At 53.4% G+C, this 23,414-nt stretch carries 15 protein-coding genes; 7 read left to right on the forward strand and 8 right to left on the reverse strand.

The window, feature by feature from the left end:
- Positions 1-113 precede the first annotated feature (113 nt).
- The gene (locus tag SIB58_RS10445) at positions 114-329 is read left to right on the forward strand and encodes a hypothetical protein (protein WP_066907085.1); all 216 of its coding nucleotides are present in this window, start codon (positions 114-116) and stop codon (positions 327-329) included.
- A gap of 27 nt (positions 330-356) precedes the next feature.
- Here the strand turns inward: SIB58_RS10445 and SIB58_RS10450 are convergent, their stop codons facing one another.
- Positions 357-491 (reverse strand): hypothetical protein, encoded by a 135-nt coding sequence (locus SIB58_RS10450; protein WP_255355637.1) that lies wholly within the window; start codon positions 489-491, stop codon positions 357-359.
- Between the two features lie 388 nt (positions 492-879).
- On the opposite strand from SIB58_RS10450, the gene SIB58_RS10455 reads away from it, so the two are divergent.
- The 3 genes from SIB58_RS10455 to SIB58_RS10465 all read left to right on the forward strand — a co-directional run bounded on the left by SIB58_RS10455 (position 880) and on the right by SIB58_RS10465 (position 2,640).
- The gene (locus SIB58_RS10455; RefSeq protein WP_067325914.1) at positions 880-1,080 is read left to right on the forward strand and encodes a hypothetical protein; all 201 of its coding nucleotides are present in this window, start codon (positions 880-882) and stop codon (positions 1,078-1,080) included.
- A 252-nt stretch (positions 1,081-1,332) separates the two neighbouring features.
- On the forward strand, positions 1,333-1,608 hold the full coding sequence (locus SIB58_RS10460) for a DUF3764 family protein (RefSeq protein WP_067325917.1): 276 nt from the start codon (positions 1,333-1,335) through the stop codon (positions 1,606-1,608).
- A gap of 879 nt (positions 1,609-2,487) precedes the next feature.
- A complete protein-coding gene (locus SIB58_RS10465; RefSeq protein WP_156486600.1) occupies positions 2,488-2,640 on the forward strand; it encodes a hypothetical protein in 153 nt (50 codons plus the stop codon).
- Between the two features lie 516 nt (positions 2,641-3,156).
- Here the strand turns inward: SIB58_RS10465 and argF are convergent.
- Together argF and ftsH are read right to left on the reverse strand one after the other, a co-directional pair.
- A complete protein-coding gene (gene argF, locus SIB58_RS10470) occupies positions 3,157-4,113 on the reverse strand; it encodes an ornithine carbamoyltransferase (protein ID WP_066907073.1) in 957 nt (318 codons plus the stop codon).
- A gap of 52 nt (positions 4,114-4,165) precedes the next feature.
- A complete protein-coding gene (gene ftsH, locus SIB58_RS10475; RefSeq protein ID WP_067325920.1) occupies positions 4,166-6,043 on the reverse strand; it encodes an ATP-dependent zinc metalloprotease FtsH in 1,878 nt (625 codons plus the stop codon).
- A gap of 149 nt (positions 6,044-6,192) precedes the next feature.
- Here ftsH and SIB58_RS10480 point away from each other — a divergent pair, with 149 nt between their 5' ends.
- Positions 6,193-6,903, forward strand: coding sequence for a potassium channel family protein (locus SIB58_RS10480; protein WP_066907067.1), 711 nt, complete (start codon positions 6,193-6,195; stop codon positions 6,901-6,903).
- On the opposite strand, the gene ribD is transcribed toward SIB58_RS10480, so the two are convergent.
- From ribD to SIB58_RS10505, 5 genes are all read right to left on the reverse strand, one after another.
- A complete protein-coding gene (gene ribD, locus SIB58_RS10485) occupies positions 6,878-8,014 on the reverse strand; it encodes a bifunctional diaminohydroxyphosphoribosylaminopyrimidine deaminase/5-amino-6-(5-phosphoribosylamino)uracil reductase RibD (RefSeq protein WP_067325923.1) in 1,137 nt (378 codons plus the stop codon). The two genes, SIB58_RS10480 and ribD, sit on opposite strands and share 26 nt — an antisense overlap.
- A complete protein-coding gene (locus SIB58_RS10490) occupies positions 8,014-8,511 on the reverse strand; it encodes a DUF3122 domain-containing protein (RefSeq protein WP_197461113.1) in 498 nt (165 codons plus the stop codon). The genes ribD and SIB58_RS10490 overlap by 1 nt, the downstream gene beginning before the upstream one ends.
- A gap of 39 nt (positions 8,512-8,550) precedes the next feature.
- Positions 8,551-8,712: a hypothetical protein gene (locus SIB58_RS10495; protein ID WP_197461111.1), complete on the reverse strand. Its 162-nt coding sequence runs from the start codon at positions 8,710-8,712 to the stop codon at positions 8,551-8,553.
- Positions 8,713-9,071: 359 nt separating this feature from the next.
- Positions 9,072-9,215, reverse strand: coding sequence for a hypothetical protein (locus SIB58_RS10500; protein WP_197461112.1), 144 nt, complete (start codon positions 9,213-9,215; stop codon positions 9,072-9,074).
- 266 nt (positions 9,216-9,481) lie between these two features.
- Positions 9,482-18,805 carry a YadA-like family protein gene (locus SIB58_RS10505; protein WP_074159301.1) on the reverse strand — a complete coding sequence of 3,108 codons (9,324 nt, stop codon included), beginning with the start codon at positions 18,803-18,805 and terminating at the stop codon, positions 9,482-9,484.
- Positions 18,806-19,183: 378 nt separating this feature from the next.
- Here SIB58_RS10505 and SIB58_RS10510 point away from each other — a divergent pair, with 378 nt between their 5' ends.
- Both SIB58_RS10510 and SIB58_RS10515 read left to right on the forward strand, forming a co-directional pair.
- A complete protein-coding gene (locus tag SIB58_RS10510) occupies positions 19,184-22,468 on the forward strand; it encodes a tetratricopeptide repeat protein (RefSeq protein ID WP_082823326.1) in 3,285 nt (1,094 codons plus the stop codon).
- The gene (locus tag SIB58_RS10515) at positions 22,465-23,343 is read left to right on the forward strand and encodes a sulfotransferase family 2 domain-containing protein (protein WP_066907049.1); all 879 of its coding nucleotides are present in this window, start codon (positions 22,465-22,467) and stop codon (positions 23,341-23,343) included. Before SIB58_RS10510 ends, SIB58_RS10515 begins: the two co-directional genes overlap by 4 nt.
- The last annotated feature ends 71 nt before the right edge of the window (positions 23,344-23,414 follow it).

Below are 23,414 nucleotides of genomic sequence, written 5' to 3' on the forward strand. Positions count from 1 at the left end.
AAAGCTGCATCACCCCGATCGGTGCTCAACTCTGCTCTTAACCATGAACCATTGCCATTTTCATCAACAGACACAGCTGAAATCATTGAGGCGTAACGGCTGACCACCATCTCTTGCTTCACAGTGATCCCAGCAATGAAGATGAGATCGACCGTGCGTCACTCACTATGGAATGGATTATCCGCCCTATCCGTGCCGCCTTCTTCGCCGATGAGCAGGCGTTCAACTGGATTCAGAAAAAACTGGGGCTATCGAACTATCAGATGGCAGCACTTGTTTGGCTCAAAGGCCTGATCCTTGGCTTACTGCTTGGATGGTGGTTGCTCTAAGTCGCTACGGATCCTGAACTGGCTTGACTAACAGTCGTAAATCAGCTCCGACTGCTGTTCACGCCTGGTTCCGTCGCTTTCCTTCATTTGAGACTCTTCGTAGTCAATGGCCCTCAAGGAACAAGCCGGTGCTCGATAGGGCTGACGTTTGCCGTCGGTCATTTCTGTGCCGATTGACTGGGCCGAAGCCGTGCAGATCACAGTCAAAGATGTGTCGCGACACTCTGTTGATACCCACGAACGGCGGGCATGTCAGCTCTCATTTGTACGTTCCATCACGCGAGAGCATGAATCGAGAGCAGCGACTCCGACAATCGTGATCACCACTCAGCTACAGCACAAGAAGAGTCGCCTTGAAATCTGATCCTTGACGAGGACGGGCACCTGCCGGCACTCTCCTCGCCTGAGCGATCTCAGCGGCAAGGGCTGAAAGGGCTGAAAGGGCTGAAAGGGCTGAAAGAGCTGAAATATTGGCAAAGCCGGACAATTGCCAAACAGGCGTCAACCGATCGTTACGTTCGTTAATATTTCAAAAGCAACCGGTAGTTCCATGACTTCCTCATCCTCCAACACCCCTGATCCGCAAAAGGTTTTCAGCGAAAAGCTCAACGGGCGAGCTGCCATGCTTGGCCTCATGATTGGCCTGGTCGTTGAAGCCGTTACTGGCAAAGGAATCATTCAACAGGTCTGGGGTTTCAACGAATCAACCAAAGGAATCGATTTCTCTGGTCTTCTCAGCTTCTTCAGCTGACTTGTTCAGCAACGCAGGCCTCAACGCGGCTTCGATCGGCCAATTTCATCGGGCACGACAACTCCAAACTGAACTCACCCTGAGGCTGGAGCAACCAGCCTCTTTTTTATTGAGCTTGGCTCACTGAAACCAATTTTTAGTGCATAGCGTGCGAAAAGTTGGCGGTTCTGATTCGGCAAGTCCTCATGAAGATGTCTTGGGTTTTCCTTCGATCAAGGCAAAAATTGAATCCTGCTAATCCAAAACAATCAAATGATCGAAACCGTCGTCTGCACACTCGACATCAGCAACTCTTTTACGGAGTTTGCCGACAGATTCGATCACGAGGAAGCAGCTGGGCGAGAGGCCAAAGGCATCAAAGTGCTTTATCGCGGGGTCTGCAGAGAAAATCCTTCCAAAGTTGTGATCATCGTCCAAACCGAGACGGGTGTGATTTCAAGACATATGCAAGAAAACACTTCGCGGTTCATGCGTAACGGTGCGCTGATGGACACAGCTGTCGCAACTGCGTATCAGGAAGGCTGCTAGCCATAGAAGACACGAACTAAAAGAGACGGATTGGCTCATTACCAGCGCTCCTCACAAAGCCATTACCTGCAGAAACCAATACCCTCTCTGGCAACGATTTCTTCCGTGACAAAGAAAGCTAAACATTTAATAAGCTGGCTTATTGTTGATTTATGAAGCGTTGCGCAAGATTGAACATTAATTCAGCGCAAATGCTTCTTTTGGTGCGATTAATTTTAACAAGGGGTCTATTCTCTAATGGCTTTTGCTGCCTCCAGAAATCACCAAGGCTTTTATCCAATAAACTGAGAGGACTGCAAATTAATTCCATGGAAAACAAAGTTACCGATAACACTGTTCAAGCGTTAGACAACGAGGCCGCAAACGACGTAAATCCAACAGTTCTGATTGGAATTTTTATTGCTGTAAGCACCTTTTTCATTCTTGCATCGACAATAGGATCTGTCGTAGAGAGTTTTTCATAACGGCAAAGAGAGAAAACAAGGATCTTTATACGAGCCAGTATCTATCGCCGAATCATGATCAGCCGGCTCAAGAGCGGCAGTTTTCATATGTCATTGACCCACACATCTCACCAGTGCCTGCATATGGCAATGGTTGAAAAGCTTGCTCAAAGTTTCTTACCAAGTGATCGAGTCAAATCATCGTGAATATTAAACAAAAGAGTCGGCTGCCATTACTTGGATCAAGTTCTAACACGTGAATTTATATCGCAGCAAACAAAGCCAAGAAGAAAGCATCACGTACATGGTTGTTTTTACAAGGTTTTAAAACCAATATCCAACTCCGACAAGCACTGAGTTTTCTTATACAATCTATATTGATTCTGTGCGACCTGCAGACCGTTGCTATGACCACTAAACACAGCACAGGATCCTAGTGACTGAAGAACAAGCCAATAAGGACAGCAAAAAGCTGTCAAAGGAAGAACTCAGAGGCATAGTTAAGCTGTCTAATGAAGAACTGAAAGGGATCAGTGGCGGTGGTGCCTCAAGAATGATGCAAGTCAAAGAGTCGATTATGAAAAAATAATCGACGAACGCCTCCTAATAAAATCGATGACTTCACCATCACGCAATCACTAATGTCCCTAGAGCAACTCAGGGCTTTCCTCGCCAAAGCAAAGAGAAGCTAAAAGACTCTCAATTACCTCATGAAGTAATAAAAATCGCTAAAGAACATGGTCATGAATTAACTACTGATAAAATAATCTTGCTGAGCGAAAAGAGCTGGAACACCTAGCTGGCGGCGTGGCGGACTGCATAATTGTCATGACTCAAATCAATGAGTGGTGAGCAGAGACCAACTCATGCCGTAATTACTAAGGATCCAATAACTCTGACTTTGGCGGATAAGCCCCTTCCAATAATCGCGATTACTTCTTTATTCAACCAGTCCAAAAGGCCACAAACTAGCTTCTGAAACATGAAACAATTTTGCGATTAATTCATAAGCAAGCAGCAAGCATTAAACACTTAATATAACAATTAGCGGATTCAAGTTCGGGATTTAGCTTTCAGAAAATACCGAAGAATTTTGAATCATTGCCTAAAGTCCACCCAGCAAGGCCGCTAACAAAGCTTGTTGCGCATGCAAGCGATTTTCTGCTTGATCAAAGATCCGACTGGCGGAGTCCTCCATCACCCCCGCACTGATCTCTTCACCGCGATGGGCAGGAAGGCAGTGCAATACGATGGCGCGCGAGTCGGCTTTGGCCAACAGTTCTTCATTCACGCAGAACCCCTGGAAGGCTTTTTCCCGCTCCAGCTGCTCCTGTTCCTGCCCCATCGAGGCCCAGACATCGGTGTAGAGCGCCTGCGCACCCGCAACAGCAGCTGATGGATCACTGCTAACGCTGATCTCAGCACCGCCAATCGCAAGGGAGCGGGCCTGATCAAGCACGCCTGGTAGTGGCTCAAATCCATCAGGACAGGCGATGCGCACATTAACGCCCAACAAAGCGCCACAGAGCATCAAGGAGTGCGCCACGTTATTGCCATCGCCTACGTAAGTCAGCGTCTGACCTTGGAGTTCACCGAAGGCTTCTTGCATGGTGAGAAAGTCGGCCAGAGCCTGGCAGGGATGCTCCAGATCGGTGAGAGCATTGATCACCGGAATCGAGGCCCAGTAGGCGTAATCGGCAAGCTCCTGCTGGGCGAAGGTACGAACTGCCAGCACATCACAGAAACGACTCAACACTCTGGCGGTGTCTTCCAGTGGCTCCCCACGTCCCAACTGGGTGACCTGGGGATTGAGGTCCACGGTCTGTCCGCCCAGCCTGGCCATCGCCACCTGGAAGCTGACGCGGGTACGCGTGGAAGCCTTGGTGAAAATCAGGCCCAGCACGCGGTTGCCGAGATCAATTCGGCGGTCACCACTCTTGAGCTGGCAAGCCAACTCAAGCAGTGCCGCTGTCTGCTCAGCTGTAGTGTCCGCCGAAGAGAGGAAATCTTTGCCGCTCAGTGCCGAGAGGACGGCAGCAACGCTGGTGGTGGCGGACGTCATGGACTGAGTTCAAAGGAGTGTTATGGGGGACAAACAGTGAATCCGTCAAGCCTCAGGCAGCAATTGCCTCAGGCATGACGCTGGCATCAAGCATCTCTTTAAGCTCATCGCCTTCAATCACTTCCTTCTCCAGAATCTTCTGTGAGATGGTTTCCAGCAGAGCCATGTTCTGACGCAGGATCGTGAGGGCCTGGTCATGGGCAGTATCAACAAGAGCACGCACCTCCTTGTCGATGGCCTGAGCCGTGGCATCACTAACGGTGCGGCGAGGATTGTTGCCCCCACCGAGGAAGCGACCTCCGCCCTGTTTATCGTAGGCCAGTGGTCCGAGAGTCTCACTCATACCGTAGGTCCCCACCATCTGCTCAGCAATATCGGTAGCTCGCTGCAGATCGTTGGATGCACCAGTGGTGACCTTACCGAACACCACTTCCTCCGCAGATCGTCCACCCAACAGCGTGGCGATCTGACCCTGCAGTTCTTCCCTGGAGTTGAGGAACCGTTCCTCGGTGGGGAGCTGCAAGGTGTAACCAAGCGCGCTCATGCCCCGGGGCACGATCGAGATCTTGGCCACCTTGCTGCCACCAGGCATCAGGTGACCGACGATGGCGTGGCCCACTTCGTGATAAGCCACCACCTTCTTTTCGTCGTCCTGGAGTAAACGGCTCTTCTTCTCCAAACCAGCGACGACCCGCTCGATCGCTTCACCCAGATCCTGTTGCTCAACTTTGGTGCGCTTGGCACGGGCCGCCAGCAGCGCGGCCTCATTCACGAGGTTGGCCAGGTCCGCACCAGCAAACCCGCTGGTGGCCTGAGCTATGCGGTCGAGGTCGACACCTTCTGCCAGCTTCACCTTTTTGGCGTAAATCTCCAAAATCGTCTTACGACCAGAGAGATCAGGGCGATCCACAAGCACCTGGCGATCGAAGCGACCGGGACGCAGCAGAGCTGCATCCAGCACTTCTGGCTGGTTGGTGGCTGCCAGCACAATCACCGGTTTGTCTTTGGAAGCGAAACCATCCATCTCAGTGAGCAGCTGATTGAGGGTCTGCTCTCGTTCATCGTTGCCGCCGACAACACCCATGGAACCGGAACGACTCTTACCGATGGCATCCAGTTCATCAATGAAGATGATGCAGGGAGCATTCTTCTTGGCCTGCTCAAACAGATCGCGAACGCGCGCGGCGCCAGCGCCAACAAACAGCTCCACGAATTCCGAACCGCTGATGATGAAGAAAGGCACGCCCGCCTCTCCAGCGACAGCTTTGGAGAGGAGTGTTTTACCGGTGCCGGGAGGGCCCACCAGCAACACACCCTTAGGAATGCGGGCACCGATTTCGGTGTAGCGATCCGAAGACTTGAGGAAATCAACAATTTCGGCCAGTTCATCTTTGGCCTCATCAACGCCGGCCACATCCGCAAATGTGACACGCGACTGCTCATCGGGCACGTAGACCTTTGCCTTGCTCTTGGTGAAGTTCAAAGCCCCCTGGGCTCCGCCAGCTCCCATGGAGCGGCGCGCAAAGAACTGAAGCACCAGGATGAAAATCAGCGGGGGAACGACCCAGCTGAGAATGGTGGTGAAAATATTGGGCTTCTTCGGTGGTGCAGCAGCGAACTCAACGCCCTTGGTCTCCAGGCGCTGAGGTAAGTCCATATCGAATATCGGTGTGGTGGCAAGCACCGATGGCGCTCCCTCTTCGGCTTCGGAGAGCTCATAACGAATCTGATCCTGGGTGATGTAGGCGCGCTTAACGGCACCGTCGTTCACCTGATCGATAAATAGGGAGTAAGGCACTCGCGGAACCTGCTGCATGCCTTGATTGGGTATGAAGCTACTGATCAAGAGCAACACACCAAATCCGATCAGCACCAGGTTGAGGATTCCAAAGCGGCGGTTGGGGCGGTTGTCGTCCTCGCGGATCGGCATAAATCACGTCCTGTGCTGGTGGAAGGCTAGGGCCGGGATTCCAAGCCTGGTCAGAGCGCGATGGCGGAGAACCGAACGACACATCATGTTCTTGATGCTCGCCAGCACTGGCAAACCTGGCCATTCTCAAACTGAGCGTGGCGAACACGATGCAATTGGAATCAGGGCTCACCCCTTGGAAGGGCAAGATCTACGAGCTGCTGTTGGGGCTCTGCCTGCTGGTGATGGCGAGCTTTGCCTTCCCTCGCATCAGCTGGTTGGGCCACTTTGGTTATGCCTTGATTGCCCTGCTGCTCACCCAGCTTGTGATGCTGCGCAGGGCAAAGCTGAGCTTGCACGACCGGATGTATCAGGTTCTGGGGATTGTTGCCCTTCTGACCCAGCTTTTATGGTTGTGCACGCCCGTGAAGTGGTACTTCAGCGCCGTCCCTCTGGTTCTGAGCTGGAGCCTGCTGGTGGGCTGGAGCCAGGTGCGCCTGGTGACGCGACTTGCCAGCGAACATCGCGTGAACTCCAAGGTGCTGATGGGAGCCGCCGCTGGCTACCTCCTGCTGGGGCTGACCTCCGGCTTGGTGATGATCGGCATCGAAACAATCCAGCCTGGCAGCTTTGAACCGGTCCCCCTGCCAGGGGTCGAGGTAGTGGGCAACTCCAGTGTGCTGGAGTTCACTCCCTTGTTTGCACAGATCAACTATTTCGCGTTCATCTGCCTCACCACCGTGGGCTTTGGTGACATTACGCCGGTGCATCCGATGGCACGCATGCTGTCGGTGGGCACTGGCCTGGCCGGTCAGTTGTATCTGGCAGTGGTGATGGGGATCCTGATCGGCCGTTTCAGTTCGGGGCTGAGAAAGGGCTGACCTGCCCCTGCATCAACAGGTCCTGACCAAGGCTCAGGCCTGGCTCACAGTTCAAGCCCAGCGCCTGATCCATCGCCGTTAAGCCCAGATCACCGAGTGGCGTTCGAGCCAGCTCCCCTCCGAGGAGCTTCGGCGCAATCACAGCAGTGATCTCCTGAACACAACCCTGCTGCAAAGCCGCTGAGGCCAGACCCGGGCCGCATTCCCACAGCACCCGATTACAACCACGGCGAGCAAGTTCCCGCAGTAAGTGTACAGGCTCACAGGGATCGAGCTTCTGAAGTTCAACCCCCTTGGCCTGCAAAGCAGCCAGATTGTTGACCTGGGTCTCCATTTCCCTGTCTTCAGGGGCTGCATGGGCCACCAGGGTGGGAGCTATGGCCTGCTGCCAAAGCTGGGCTGACAGGGGCAGGTCAAGGCTGCGGCTGAGCACGACTCTCAGCGGTTCTGGCGAGCGATGACCACGGCTAGTGAGCAGCGGATCATCGGCCCGAACGGTGCCACCACCCACGATCACTGCATCACATCGAGCCCTGAGTTGATGCACCCAGGCACGCGCAGACGGACCACTGATCCACTGGCTGGCGCCATTTGGCAGCGCCGTGCGGCCATCCAGGCTCATCGCCCACTTGAGCACCCCCCAGGAACGACCAGTGCGCACGCGATGCACAAAGGCCCGGTTCTGATAGGCGGCCTCTGACGCCAGGATTCCGCTGATCACCTCCAAACCGGCATCGCGCAGACGCTGCAAACCACCACCGGCAACGCGCGGATCAGGATCAGTCAGGGCGACCACGACCCGCTCGATACCAGCAGCAAGAATCGCTTCGGTGCAGGGAGGTGTCCTGCCCTGATGGCAGCAGGGCTCCAGGGTGACCACGATCGTACCGCCACGTGCGGCTTTGCCAGCTTGCTTGAGGGCCCCAGGTTCGGCATGGGGCAGTCCCGCTCGGGCGTGGAAGCCCTCTCCCACCAAGCAGCCCTCTGAATCGAGCACAACCGCTCCAACCAACGGGTTGGGACTGGTGCGTCCTTCCGCCAGGGCAGCCAGCTGCAGCGCACGGCGCATCCAGGGAATCCAGCGCTGCTCCGGTGTGGCCTGACCCGCCATCAGCTCAGCGGCTCGGTCTGCACATCACGCCATTCAGCCACCACGTAGGGAGGCACGGGCATTTCATTGAAAACACCGGGCAGGAAGAGGCGCAACGGACGCTTGTTGGAGAGATCATTGAGTAGCGGATCGAGGGCAAATTCAGCTGCAGCTTCACGGCCGTCGGTGGCCAGCAATGCGTTGTCGAGGGTGATGTCTTCGAGCTGCCATTCCTTCACACCAGCCTGCACCAAGAGGGAAGTGGGGTGCTCAAGACGCATCTTGCCGGGGTAGCCAACGATGCGCAGAACCACCGGATTCCCGGGCTCGCCAACGCGATAGGCCACCGCCTGCCAGCTCTGGTAATCGAGATCGCGCAAGCTCTCCAGGCTGCGCAACATCGGCGCACCGTTTTCATCCTGATGCTCATGCACCTGGGCGCTTGCCGCTGCTGGGGTGAGCAGCAGCAACACAACAGCAACCAGCAATGTGCAGAACAAACGACGCAGCGCGAGCATGAACAGAGCGTGGAAGGTGTGACCATGATTAGTCATGAATCACTGAAAGCGGCGTCCTTGCTGGATCCACGTCTCGACTCCTGCAGCACTGGAATGCGTGAAGTCGACGAGATGACACCAGTTGGGAGCCATGATGCCGAGCTGTGATTCGGCCCAGACCAGTTGCGCTACGACGTGAAGCGCATCCAGAATCGACCGCAACCGATCACAGCGATGACACGCCATCTGCAGGCGACCCAATGGCTGAGCTCTGTCGAAGGCCGACCCTTCTGGACGCTGTTGGCAGCGCGGGAGACCCAGGGCCCGAAGCTGGATGCTTCAGCCGCATAGCTGCTGAAGCTGAACCCCGGTGAAGGCATCAAGTTGCATCTGGGAACCTGGCACGCAGGGCCACTGCTTGAAGCAGCGTCGGCATCGTTTTTCAACCTTGAGCTTCCTGACACCAACGAGCGCGATGACGAAACACAGCCGCTCAGTTGCTCAGTCGCTCAGTCAATGTGGAGCTGGATTGAGAACAGCCATGAAAGCCGCTCTCAAGAAAAGCCCGCTCACGCGATTGATCAGAATCGAGCCACACATTTTTTCGCCTCTGGCTGCATCATCAAATTGACCAGTGCGGGGCCGCCCTGTCCGGAAGCATTGGCAATTTGAGAGATTGCCGACAACGTTTTGCCGTCGTAACGGCTGTTGTAACTGCTCACCATGCAGTTGCAGTAACCCCGCTGATTAGAAACACCTTCTGTCTTCCCTGAGACGCATCCTTTCAGAAAGCCATCATTGAATTGACGCGTGAGCTGAGCATTCGAAGGCTGCCGCTGAGAGGTTTGCGCTTCAGCGATTTGCGGCATCAAGGCTGTCACTGCCAGACAAACAGCCAGGGAATTGAGTCGCATGAGCCAAGCCAGAATTGTAGCCACTATAAAGAGAAATTGCCCAAGCACAGACTTTCAAAAATTATGTTTATTGACATCTAGAGACTGGCATTACCGCTTTTTTTCATTCCAAGCTTCTCCATGATCGCATCAAATTGACGCTTCAGCTTGCCGAACCGCTTGTCGCTCTCATCGAGTTTCTGTTCGAGGGCCTCGATCTGCTCCTGGCTCTGAGAATCACGCTCCGTAAGCTTCTCGATCACCAGATTTTGCCGCTGGTCCTCGGCAAGAGACTGGCGCTTCTCGTCTTCGAGCTGTTCAATCCGCTGCCGCAACAATGCCACCAGCTCACGGGTTGATTCGGATCCTGGAGCATTCATGCTTTCACGATCATTTTGCTGCTCCAGCAAAGCCTCAAGCTTGGCTTTCAAGGCATCAATCTGCTGATCACGGGACTTGAGATCATCCTTGAGCTTCACGAAGCTGGCATTCATCTCAGTGCGGTATTCAGAGATCTCAGAAGAGCTCAGCTTGCTTGACTCTTTCTTTTTACCAAGTGGGAAGGAGAAACCCAGCCGACCGGCAACGGATGGCGTTGACCCGTACTCGTAATCAACTGAAGGGGTGTAAGAAAGTGCACCATTGAGATGCAAACGATCTCCCACTCTCACTGCGCAACCTGCAGAAATGGCGTATTGGGAACCAAAAGCACCCGTGCCCACACCGCAACGCGCCGGTTCATCTTCCTGCAAGGTCACTTCCGGAATCGCCGACATCGCAGAAGCAATCGCACCACTGGATTGAACGGCCTGACCAAGCCCTCTTGCTGCAGACTCCAGCTTGGGAATGTGCTTATTCACAGCATCATCCAATTGATCGAACGACACCGACGTGCGCTTGAGCGTGCCGTCTTCATTCGCCGCGATCAGTTCAGTGCCTTCACCGGCAAGATTGGGTGCGGTGACATCTGTCTTAGAAGTTCCCAACACAATCTGGTTGTTGCGCGTGGTGGAGGCACCAGCTCCAACAGCACTTGAACCGTCATGCGTCGCGGTAGCCCTGGCACCAACCGCTAGAGCATTGACTCCATCGGCATAGGCATAGGCGCCTACTGCCGTGGTGTTGGTGCCGAGAGCTGTTGCCTTGGTGCCGATCGCGACAAGGTCTGTGTTGAAACCTTCAGCGCGGGCACCTGCACCAATGGCCAGCGCTTGGCGGCCATTGGCAATTGCGTCGGCACCGATGGCATAGGAGTTGGTGCCATTGGCAAAAGCAGAGCTGCCGATTGCCAGAGTGTTGTCGTTTGTGGCGATGGCGTTAGAGCCATACGCCAAGGCACCTTCGCCGGTCGCAGTCGCCTTCTGACCCGTTGCGATTGCCCCTTCACCAGTGGCACTCGCTGAACTGCCAACGGCCATCGCTTCCGATGAGGCACTGGCATCTGATCCCACGGCAAGTGCATTCGTGCCCGAGGCGCGGGCTGCAAAGCCTGATGCAATGGCACCTCGTCCAGAAGCAGAAGAACGCTGGCCTGTGGCAAGAGCTCCTTCACCACTCGCCGTGGCAGAACCACCGATGGCTGTTGATTCGGCCGAAGCACTGGAATCAGCACCGACGGCTATGGCATTGATTCCCGTGGCACTCGCCGAGAGACCAGAAGCTAGAGCTCCTTGTCCGGATGCAGATGCCCCTATGCCTGTTGCCATCGCGCCCACACCACTGGCACTTGCGCCAGCGCCAAACGCCATGGCTTCAGCGGTAGCACTGGCTCCAGCACCCACGGCTATTGCATTAGTTCCGGCAGCACGCGCGGAGAGACCCGACGCTAAGGCTCCTTGCCCTGATGCAGATGCGTCCTTTCCCATTGCCGTTGCGCCCTGGCCAGTAGCTCGAGCAAAGGCACCCAGTGCAGTGGCGTCTTCTTGGTCGGCAGTCGCTCCGGCACCAATCGCAGTTGAATTGTCGCCGGAAGCACTGGCATTAGGCCCCCAACAAACAGCATTGGTGCCAGTGGCATCACAAGTAAGAGCGGGTATCGCACCGAAACCAACCTCAAAACTGTTCAGTGTGCCATCGGCGTTGGCAACAACAATTGCATCCACAACACGACTTGAGTTGGCAAGGTTGGAGACGGTCACTGAGGTGGATTCAGTTCCAAGCATGATCTGGTCATCGCGTGTCGTGGATGCGCGACTTCCCAAAGCCGTGGAATTCGTGCCGCTGGCCGTGGAGCCAGCACCGAAAGCAGTGGCATTATCTCCACTCGCCACTGCACCGGCGCCGATGGCGCTCACGTTGGTGCCAGTAGCGCGAGCAGAACCAACCGCCACTGAATTAACACCGGTCGCTTCGGAATAGCCGCCAAGCGCCGTGGAGTTGGTGCCGACAGCTCTTGATTGGCCGCCATAAGACGATGTGGCTGTTCCATCAGAAAGAGCGGCCGTACCAAAGGCAATGGGATCGGTGTTGAAGCCAAGAGCCTGGGCGCCAGCACCAAACGCCATGGCCCGGCGTCCATTGGCTACCGCACCAGCGCCGATGGCCACAGAGTTAGCTCCATTGGCACTGGCAAAACCACCCATGGCTAGGGTGTTTTCAGCAGTGGCGTTAGCGCCGAAGCCATAGGCCAGAGAACCGCGGCCTGTCGCCGAAGAATTCATACCGGAGGAGATGGATCCCTCACCGGAGGCATCGGCCCCTGCGCCGAGAGCTGTTGAACCTGCACCAGTGGCTTCGGTTCTGGCACCTAATGCTGTGGCTGCAACGACGTCTCCAACTCCGTCACCACTATCAGCAACACTGTTGGCGCCAAGAGCCGTAGTGCCCGCTCCGAAGGACACGGCGTTTTCGCCGTAACAGGTTGATTCCTTGCCACTCCCAATGCAGAAGGTGGTGTCATTGGGTAGCGAACCCAGATTCACAACCCGAAGCACGCCCTTTCGATCAGTGGCCACAAGCGAGAAAGGTGTTCCACTGCTTGATGTCAATCCTGGAGTCTGATAACTCGCTGTTTCAGCCCCGAGGGTGATTCGCCCATCAGCTGATGAGGAGGCACCTGCACCGATTGCAGTGGAACCGGGATGGGTGGCCTGGCTACCGACGCCAAGAGCCGTTGCATTGGTCTGGGTTGCTGTGGCTCCATTGCCCAATGTGGTGGCACCAGGAGCGCTGGAGATGGCTCCGGAACCAATCGCCGTTGAAGCTGCTCCTGTTGCGGAAGCGCCGTTGCCATAGCACTCGGCACCATCGCCATCGCCATCGCAATTGATGGCATTGAAGCCACGGTCGGAGATATTCAGACCCACTGAATAATCAGTGGTGTAGTTGTTCGCCTCGTCAAATCCTCCCGTTTCTGAAACAGTCACTTTGGAGTCTGCTGCTGAGACCGTTGTCTTCAGAGCACTGAGCGAGCCGTTGGGATTAACAATGATGTTGTTTCCACCGGTATTGATTTCAATCTCTCCATCGCTGTTGATTGTGAGGCCATCACCCGTCGCCGCAGTCACGCCATAGCTGGTGGTTTGACTATCTGAATCATATTTCGATGTCACCGTCACACCGTTGCTGGTGTTTGTCGTATCAGCACCTGCAATTACGCCTGCTTGAGTGACTGCGTTATATCCGCTGACGCTGTAAGTCGTAACCCGGCCATCGTTGCTGGACGCAACCTCGATGTTGTCGCCTGCGGCGACAACCGCTTCGTTGGCCTGAATTGCACCATTTGGAAGAATACTGATGCCATTACCGGCATTCACATTGACTTCAACTTGGCCTTGATTATTAATCGTGATTCCATTTCCAGTGTTCACCGCCAAGTTGAGATCGCCCGTGGATTGATCAATCTCAACCTGCAGACCATCCCCCACGCCAGAACGCATCAGTGTGCCATCTCCATTGGCCATCACAGCCCCAAAGCTGGCAGGGTCCTGACCATCAACTGAAGCTTGATCAGCGAGATTGGCCACGGTGACCTCGGCAGCAGCACTGCCTAAGGCAATCTGACCCGAACGGGTTGTTTCGACGTTCTGGCCCAAAGCAGCAGAGCCGGAGTAATTCGCAGTAGCTCCACTACCCAAAGCAAGCGTGTCATCCTGCAACGCTTTGGATTGATAACCAAAGGCAAAAGAGCGAGCGCCCGATGCTGTGGCTTCTTCTCCAATGGCGAGCGAGCTAGTTCCCGTTGCATTGGCAAGACCACCAATCGCGATGGAGTTGTCACCCGATGCCTTAGCAAATGCACCCACTGCAGTGGCTCGATCACCAGCTGTTGCATTTGAACCAACAGCCGTTGCACCTAAGCCTGTCGCATTCGAAGTAGCACCAAAGGCGGAGGTTAGATCTCCAATCGCTTTTGCCTCTTCACCGAAACAAGTTGCTCCTCTACCTGATGCAGTACAATTAAAATCTGGGGCAATAATAATTACATTAGGAGAAATTTCAGCCAATCCAACGATAACCTTACCATCTGCATCAACAGTCAAATACTGAGTTCCATTGATCTGTTCCGATTCTCCGGGCTTATTAGCAAGACCAGGCAAGAAATAATCGGTTGTTCCATTACCTGCAGCCCCCAACGTAATGGATGATTCTGAGCCGCCAAGTGCCTGCTTTGCTTCTGAGCCCGCACCAATCGCCGTTGCATTGGCAATTCGCGAAGAAGCATCTGAACCAATCGCCAAAGCATTATCTTGAGTAGCAATAGCATTCACACCAAAAGCAGCACTATTAGAACCTGATGCTTCAACTTCATAACCAACAGCTGTTGATCGACGCGCAGTAGCTTTCGCTGTTACACCAACTGAGGTTGAGAAATTCGCTGTTGCTTCAGCACTGCGACCCAGGGCTGTTGAGGACTCTCCAGAGGAGATGGCTTCAAGGCCCATGGCGATGGCATCTGTGCCTGATGCCTTTGAGCTGCGACCTATCGCTATTGAGTTATTCCCAGAAGCGTTGGCGAGGCGACCCTGCGCAATCGCGTAATTCGCAGTTGCTTGTGCTCTAGAACCGATACTTTGTGAACCAAGCGCAGTTGCGTCGGACTTGAAACCAATCGCAAGAGCACGATTTTCGGTGGCGCTAGCTTGATTACCAAGAGCGATCGCGTTGGAGCTATTGGCTAGAGAGCTATTACCAATTGCAATGGCTGAATTGCTTGAAGCCGTCGCCGTATAGCCCATGGCAGTCGCATAGTCAGCAGTTGCTGCAGCTCCAAAGCCCAAAGCGCTCGCAAAATTTGTAGCGGTGGCAAGACCGCCAACAGCCGTGGCTTCAAACACAGCAATGGTTTCAGCCCCGATGGCAACCCCGTAATTTGAAGCATTGGCGAAGATGCCAGACGCCAGCGCTCTTTCACCGGTTGCGGTTGCTTTGAAGCCAAGAGCCATGTTCAAGTTCCCATTGGCATTCGCTCCAGCACCGAAAGCAGAAGCTCCCAGTTGATTAGCAATCGCACCAGCACCAATAGCCGTGGTGTCGGTACCTGTTGCATTGGCTCTAGGTCCATAGCAAACGGCATTGTCTCCATTGCCAAGGCAGTTGAGTGCCTCGATAATGCCGTCGCCGATTTCTTCCCTAAAAATCGTGCCATCAGCGTTGGCAACAACAAGAGCATTACGTTGTTGAGAGTCATTGGCCAGGTTGGGCACCGTGACTTGAGTGGTTGTTCGACCAAGCTTGAGTTGATCAGCTCTTGTTGTTTCTGAATTAATGCCGATGGCCACTGAATTCTTATAAGCGGCAGTGGCGTTATCTCCTAATGCGATTGTTCCTGATTTCGTAGCCTTGGAGTCTGCTCCAACTGCAATAGAGTTGCTATCACTCGCAACTGATGATTTACCAAAGGCAACTGCATCGATTCCAGCAGCTTGCGCTTGGTATCCAAGAGCAATTGAATTGTTCTGAGTTGCCTGAGCATCTGCCCCGATAGCAGTTGTATTATCTGATTCAGCAGAAGATCTGGCGCCAATTGCAACTGATCCATCTGCGCGAGCACCTGATAACAGACCAATAGCAATCGATTCATTTCCTGTTGGTTGTTCATTCGCATCATCAAAACTGCCAGCACTGGCTTTATAGCCAATAGCAATGGTATTGGTTGTTGATCTGGTCTCTCTTATGGGATCTACTGGATTACCATCTTCATCATCAGGTTGGGGAATTTCGACAATACGACTGACACCTGATGAGGATTGAGAACCAATTGAAATACTGCCTGCACCATTAGCAGAGGAGAAATCACCAACAGCTTGCGAACTATCCCCAAAAGCAGAAGCAGAAGCACCAAGAGAAAGTGATTCAGCTCCTGAAGATGTTGAGTTGAATCCAAATGCAGAACTTCTATCGCCTGACGCCTTAGAAGATGAACCTGCAGAAATGGAATTAACTGCTGTAGCTTTACTAAGAGCACCAAACGCAGCTGAACCAACTTGAAGCGCTTCGGAGGCAGCTCCTACTGCAACGGAATTCGTTCCTTTAGCCAAGGATTCAAATCCCAAAGCAGAGGCATTACCTCCGGAGGCTCGGGAAACACTGCCTAGGGCCGTAGAACCTGAGGCTTCTGCACTGGAATCTCTGCCGAATGAAGATGCATCGGTGCTGTTGGCCAACGCGTTTGCCCCTACAGCTGCTGAAGAGGCTGCTGTCGCATTGGCATCCGCACCAACAGCAATAGCTCTTGTGCTCGTGGCATTAGCGCTAGCACCAACCGCAACAGCTCGTTCAAAGGTCGCGTTCGCATCATTTCCAACAGCAATGGTGGATTGATCTGATGACACGGCATTTCGGCCAATTGCCACTGATGATTGACCTTGACCTCGAGAAATTTGACCAATGGCGATAGCTGATGCACCATTGCTCATTGCATTTAAACCAACTGCAACTGACGCACGTTCAATGGCTTGCGAATCATTACCGATCGCAATTGCCGCACGATCAATGGCTTGTGAATTATTGCCGATCGCAATTGCTTCAACGCCTTCAGCGAAAGCACGCTGACCGTAAGCCGTTGAATTGTTTCCGATTGCCGTAGCTGAAGTACCTACAGCCTGAGCACCATTCCCAGAAGCATTACTGTTCGCTCCAATACTGATCGTAAATTCGCCACTCGCTTTAGCATCACGTCCAACAGCTAGAGCAGTATCATTGCTTGCAGTAGCTTCAGCACCAATAGCCATCGAATAATCTTCGGACGCATTGCTAAAGGCACCAAGAGCAATTGCTCCCTTATTTGTTGCTTCAGAACTTTGCCCATAGGCAGCAGAATTTACACCACTAGCAACAGATGCATTCCCTAAGCAAATAGACGAATCCTCAGTAGCAGTACAGTTAGTGCCTTGATATTCAATAATAATGGGATTCAAAATCTCAGGGTCATCGACATACAGCTGGCCTGCACTATCAATGGTAATTGCACTTTTTCCAGACGTTGGCAAATTCGCAAATCCAGGCAAGAAATAATCTGTTCCACCTTTGCTTTGATTGGCTCCGATCGTCACTGAGGTACGAATGCCGCTTGTTTCTGCCTGCGTTGCTTGGGCGTCTACGCCAATCGCTGTGGAATTTTCATAATTAGCCTGACTGCCTGAGCCGATTGCCAATGCATTGACATTAGTAGCACTGGACCCAGAACCTACAGCTATTGAACTTACATTAACTGCTGTTGAATCAAAGCCAATGGCAATTGATCGACGACTGAGAGCCTCTGACTGCTGACCAAGAGCAATTGATGCAATACTGCTTGCGCGTGCTGAAGAACCTATTGCGACCGCATCTGATCCTGAAGCTCGTGCTTCAAAGCCAACCGCGGTACTTCTTGTACCTAAAGCCTTAGAAGATGCACCTGTTGAAACTGCATTGGATCCATTTGAAAAAGAATTGAATCCAACGGCCGTCGAAAAAGTTTTAGCAGCATTCGATCCAAAGCCCAGAGCAGATGCGCCATTTAATAAGGCGCTACTGCTAGCACCAAATGCTGAAGTATTTGAATCATTTGCCAAAGCCTCATCGCCCAAACATACGGCTGAATTCGTAGTCGAAACGCAGTTGATAGCCTTGAAATAACTATTTGACACTCCAGCCCGGACAAATGTTCCAGTGCTGTCAAGTACTGCCAATCCATATTCAGAACCAGACAGCGAAATGCTGGGTGATCCCGCCTTAAGTTGGGGAGCTGTTAAAACTGTGTTGTCACCAAGTTTGACTTGATTAGGACGGTCTGTTGAAACATTTCTCCCCAACGCAATTGAATTCTCAAATGTAGCCGAAGAATTGGCCCCAATCGCTAACGCACTAAGTGCTGTTGTTGTTGCATTTTGACCGATAGCGACCGAACGGTTACCTGCAGCAACACTGCCAGTGCCAATAGCAGAAGAATTACTTGCATTAACCATTGAACCATATCCAATAGCGATAGAATTATTATCTGTTGCTCGTGCATAGGAACCAACAGCAGTTGCCCCGAGATTTATTGAACTATTACTCGTTGCTGCTGTGGCACCAGAACCAATCGCTGTCGTATTACCTCCAGTAGCTTTTGCGTCTGGGCCATAACAAACCGCATCTTCACCATCGCCCTGACAAGACAAAGATTCAAGGACACCTCCCCCAACCTCCGTTCTTGAAAGCTTTCCATCAGCAGCTGCCGTAACAATGGCATTGGCGTTTTGATTTGACTTCGCAAGCGAGCCGACAGTCAGCGTACTTTTCAGATCAGTAGCTCCAGTCGCCGTGAGCGTATTCAACTGGCTGTCACCTGTTGCAGTCAGCTTGTTCAGGCTCGTATCCCCAGAGACGGCTAGGTTTTGGTCGATCGTCTGATCACCACGAATCGTTGAATTACCACTAACTTCCTGATTTCCACCAATCGTTAAATTATTTTCAATCAGCAAAGAGTTATTATCAACATTCAGACCAACAGCACGCTTCAGCGTTCCATCTTCATTAGAGAAGACTAATTGAGTATCGTCACCTGCAATACTTTCGACTGTCACATCCGTTGAGCCAGCACCTAACATCAACTGATCATCTCGTTTAGCAGCAGCACCAGCACCAAACGCGCTTGCGTTTACTCCATTAGCAGTGGCCTTAGATCCAATCGCCATGGAGCCACGACCCTCGGCAGTTGCCTCCCTACCTATGGCGAAAGCACCTAGCCCTGATGCTGTGGTTTGCGGAACGTTTGGACCAAGGCCGTATGCACCAGGGATGTCGTTGATATCGGCTTTCGCAAGTTGCGGCTCCAATGCTTCGCCAACGAGCACACCAATTGCTCCGAGTTGCCCAAGAACGGCCCAACTGGCAAAGAGGGTTTGAGCCGAACGGCTCCAGCATTTGCTGCGACTGCTTCGGCGTTTGGAAGTGCTGCGCCGATAACCCGCAACTCTCAGCAGCAGGCTGAGCGTTAAAGAATCCCTAGAGGGAACCATGCAACGCGATGCAAGTTTTAAAAATCTGCTGAGTTACGAATCAATACGCACGAATTTGTAATGATCTCCAGATCAACGCAGCCCAATCCCGATCAGCAAACCATCGGCAACTTGAATGAACCCAGATGCCGCAGGGATTGTTGGGTGACTGGTAACATCTTTGACCATCACAGAATGCTCACTTCGATCGGTTAGCAAGAAATCGAAAATCTGCAACAACATTGAAACAAAATCCGCTCAAACAGGCTCGTTGTTGCATTGGTATCAATTGCCCATATGTGATGTCGTTGGAAGCTCAACACAGTTGCTTCACAAACAACCTGTCAACAGAACAATTCTCTTAGTCTCATTTTTCTCAAGTCACTCTTTACTTTTCCCATGGCAGTCGCTTCGCAAACTGCTTCCAACACGTTGTTGGTGGGAGATGCCCGTTGGATGCTTCTGCCCATCCCCAAGGTGGCTTCGACACTCCTCAAACGCCTGGCTGTACTTGCCGACGGCAGGGAGCCTTATGCCGGTGCTGCTCTGGGTGAAACCAAACCAGCGCTGGCCATACACCAACCTCAACTTCACGGGCTACCCATACTCGCTCAGTTGCCTGAAACAGAGCAGCAGCGTTTGTGCAACGACCCTCACATTCTGCGTCTGGTGGTCACCCGCCACCCGGGTGAACGCTTGCTGTCGTTCTGGCACGACAAACTGCATCTTGCTGATCCGGCCTATGAGCCCCTAAACAGTTCTGTCCAGGCGGCCCGGGGTAAAGAAAGCTCAGATCCCTGCCGTTTTTCAGACTTCCTGAGTTACCTCAGCAATCACTGGAAACTGCTGCAAAGCGACGGCCACCTGATGCCGCAGCATCACTTCATCGGCCAAAGCGACCTGTTCAATCTGCGTTTGGATCGCAATCAGCTGGTCAAGGAGATACCAAGGAGGATGAAAACCTTGTTTCCAGCTGAGCGGATGCAGCGGCTAAAGCAGGAACTAAAGAGCTATGACACCAACTTTCGGCAAAGACTAAGTCATCGCTGGGAGGAGGCCTACGGCAAGGAAGGCTTTGAACTGCTTGAAACCATCTACGGCGAAGATCTGGAGAGATTCGAATACTCCTTGCCACGCCGTCGCAGGGAGAAAGTGAAACCGTTGGCGGCTGTTGATCACGACGCCCTGGTGGATCCGCTGCAGCAACTGCGCGAACGGCATCAACAGATCGCTGGGCTGCAACACCAGCTTCTGGAGTTGCGTCAGCAACTGGCCAGAGCCCAACAGGATCTCGCTGAACCTCCGCTACCGGCGATCAGCAATCCCAGCGGACGCTGGCCTGATCACAACACCCCTGAAGCGGGACTAGCCCATCTCTATGAGGCGATCAGCCAGAAACGTTCCCAGGAAGTCGTCGAACAAGCAGCCTCACTGCAAGGCCACCCGCATGCGGGTGAAGTGGCTTATCTCGAAGGAATTAGCCATGCATCCCTAGGCAACCACGAACAAGCTCTGCGTTGCTTTGAGAAAGCGCAAAGCAACGGGTTCCTCACGCCCTATGTGCTGTTCAACGGCGGAAACTCCTGCCGCTCTCTCGGCAACAGCAATGAAGGCCTGCGCCTTTACCGTGAAGCCCTTGAAATGCATCCTGGCTTCAGCGAATGTCGCCACAATCTGGCGCTCTGCTTGGTTGAAGCTGGCCAACCAGCAGAGGCTGAACGCGAACTGCGCCTGCTGCTGCGCGATCAACCCGGGTATTTCTCTGCGGCGTTCTGTCTCGCCAATCTGCTGCGGGATCACAAACGTGATCCTGAAGCCATTGAAGCCTTCCGTCTTTGCATTCAGCATGCTCCAAGTTTTCCTGATGCCTGGAATAACCTCGGATTGGCCCAGGGCAGCATCGGCGACATCGATGCCGCGATCTCCAGTTACCGACAGGCACTCTCGATCAACGCTGAATTCAGACCCTCACGCCAGAACCTTGCGCAGGCCCTGATTCAAAAGAAACTGCATGATAAGGCACTCGGAGAATTTGAACGCTTCTGCCAATGCCCGGACCTCTCACCGATGGAAGCAGTGGTGGGCATTCAAGGCCGTATTGCCTGCCTGATGGAGCTGAACCGTTACGACGACAGCCTCAATGTTGCCGATAGCTGCAGTGACGACCGGCGGGTTCAGCTGATGACAAGGCTGCATGTCGTTCCAGTGTTGTATTCCACGGATCAAGAAGTCACCAAAGTGCGAAAGCGCTGGAAAAAAGATGCCAAGGAGCTTTACAAACTCCTGAAAGGCATCACCCAAGAAGATCCGGCCTGGGAGCAGCTCTACGCGCATGCGTGGTCGCTCACCAACTTCTATCTCGCCTATCAGATGGAAGACGATCGACCATTGCAGGAGCTTTATGCCGGCATTCTCGATCGCATCCTGCGCCCCAAGCTCGGCGCGTTCATGCAGCCCCTGCCCCAACGCGATCCGGCCGACACCACGCCCTTACGCGTGGGTGTGATCTCACCGCATCTGGTGAACCACAACGGATCGATCTGGGCCCTGGGATGGCTCGAGGGTATTGCCGGCAATCCCGGATACGAGATCTTCAGCTACAACATCGCTGACAGCGAAGACAGTGGCAGCCAGCGCTTCGCGGACCTAGGCACCTACCGCCATCTGCCGCTGCGTGCAGACAATCCAGAGACGATGTTGCAGCAGATCCTCGACGATCAGCTGGATCTGCTGATCTATACCGATATCGGCATGCATCCGGCCAGCAAGACCACATCCGTGCTGCAACTGGCCCCGGTGCAGGCACAGGGATGGGGACACCCGATCAGCAGCGGATCCAAAACCATGCACTACTACCTTTCCGGTGAAGGGATGGAACCTGAGGGCAATGAAGCTCACTACAGCGAAACGCTCTACCGCCTGCCCAAAACAGGCCTGAACTACGAGAAGCCTGCTGCCATTCACGATGGTCAGCTGCTGTTCGACAAGTTCGATCTTCCCAGCGACAGACCGATCCTCAATTCGCTGCAGAGCACTTTCAAATACCTGCCGCGTAATGACTGGACCTTCGCCGAGATTGCCCAGCGCCATCCCGAAGCCTTCATTGTGTTGGTCGGGCATATGGGCAACGGCAGCATCGCCGAACGGCTTTACGAGCGCCTGCGCCCACACTTTGAACACCGCGGCCTGCAGATCGAGAACCACCTGCGCATTCTGCCCCGACTGGATTACGGAGACTTCATGGGTCTGTTCGCCATCAGTCATCACACCATCGACACGATCGATTGGAACGGTGGCAACAGCTCAATGCAGTCCTTCTCGCTGGATTGCCCTGTGGTCACCCTGCCAACAACCTTCATGCGCGGCCGGCATACCGTCTCGATGCTCAACGTTCTTGAGCTCCCCGAGTTGATTGCCAAGGATGTCGATGATTACGTGGCCATCTCGAGCCGGCTGCTTGAAGACGAGAGCTTCTACCAACAAATGCGCACATTGATTACCGAACGCAAAGCTCGGCTTTTCCAGGACAGAAGTGTGGCGCAAGCTTTCCAAGTGGCCGTGGAAACCATCTGCCGCAAGCAGCCGGAGGTGGGCCAGAAGCCATCTGCCATTCGCCCACTTCCCTTGAGCACGATCAACCCAAGCGTCAGCCCTGAAGACACCGATCAAGCAATGGCGGCATGAATCAGACCGTGCAAGCCGATGGGCTGATGCCTGGAAGACGGGTGAACAAACCTGGTGACTGGGCTTCAACTCAACAGCATCTTCAAGAAGGAGGAACACTCACCCCCCTTCTGCCCCTTGGCAACGACGCAGCCATCGTCTGGGTTCCCAAAAACGGTTGCAGCACGATCAAACGTGTATGGCTGCAATTGCAGGGATACCGTGAACAACAACTGGTCGGTGATCCCCACAGTTCAGCACTCCATCACACCTACTGGCTGACTCCAGAAGAATTAAAAATCGTCGCTCAACACCGAGCCCTGATCGCCATCTGGCGAGACCCAGTTGACCGATTCGTATCGGCCTGCAGAAGCCACCTTGTAGAACTGACAAGGTCAAAAATCAAGCAGAAAATACGCACAAACGCTGAAAACGAGGCCTCCTATCAAAAAGCCCTGGAGTATCAACGAAACCTTTTTGTGCGGCATGGAGTCGCAAGCTTTGCTGATGACTCTGACCCCGTCTACGTCATGAATGCTGTCGCACTGCAACTGAGCCAGTGGATCCCCTGCCATATGGACTGGAGTCATCACACGATTCCTCAGGTGGCCTATCTGGGCGGTGACCCCAGCTGTTATTACTCATTGCATGGGATGGAAAATATTAATGAACTGATGCAGCACTGGCAAACAGTCAGCGGAATGGAGATCGATACATCATCTCAACATATGTCCAGAGATCTTGAACATGAGAATACCTGGCGACGTTTGAAGCGTGAACATCTCACTCCTGATGCTCTCAGAGCGCTGCATCAGTTTTATGCGGCCGACTGGGCATTTCTTGAACTCGCTCAAACAGTTCTGAGAACAGAGAGATTTGATCAGCGGGCAGCGTGAAGAACGTTTTACCAGAGCTACTGCGTAATCGATCAGAGGCTGAACGTCACTGCTGGGCACGCTGGGTTTTG

The sequence above is a fragment of the Synechococcus sp. MIT S9504 genome (assembly GCF_047497135.1).
GTDB lineage: Bacteria > Cyanobacteriota > Cyanobacteriia > PCC-6307 > Cyanobiaceae > Synechococcus_C.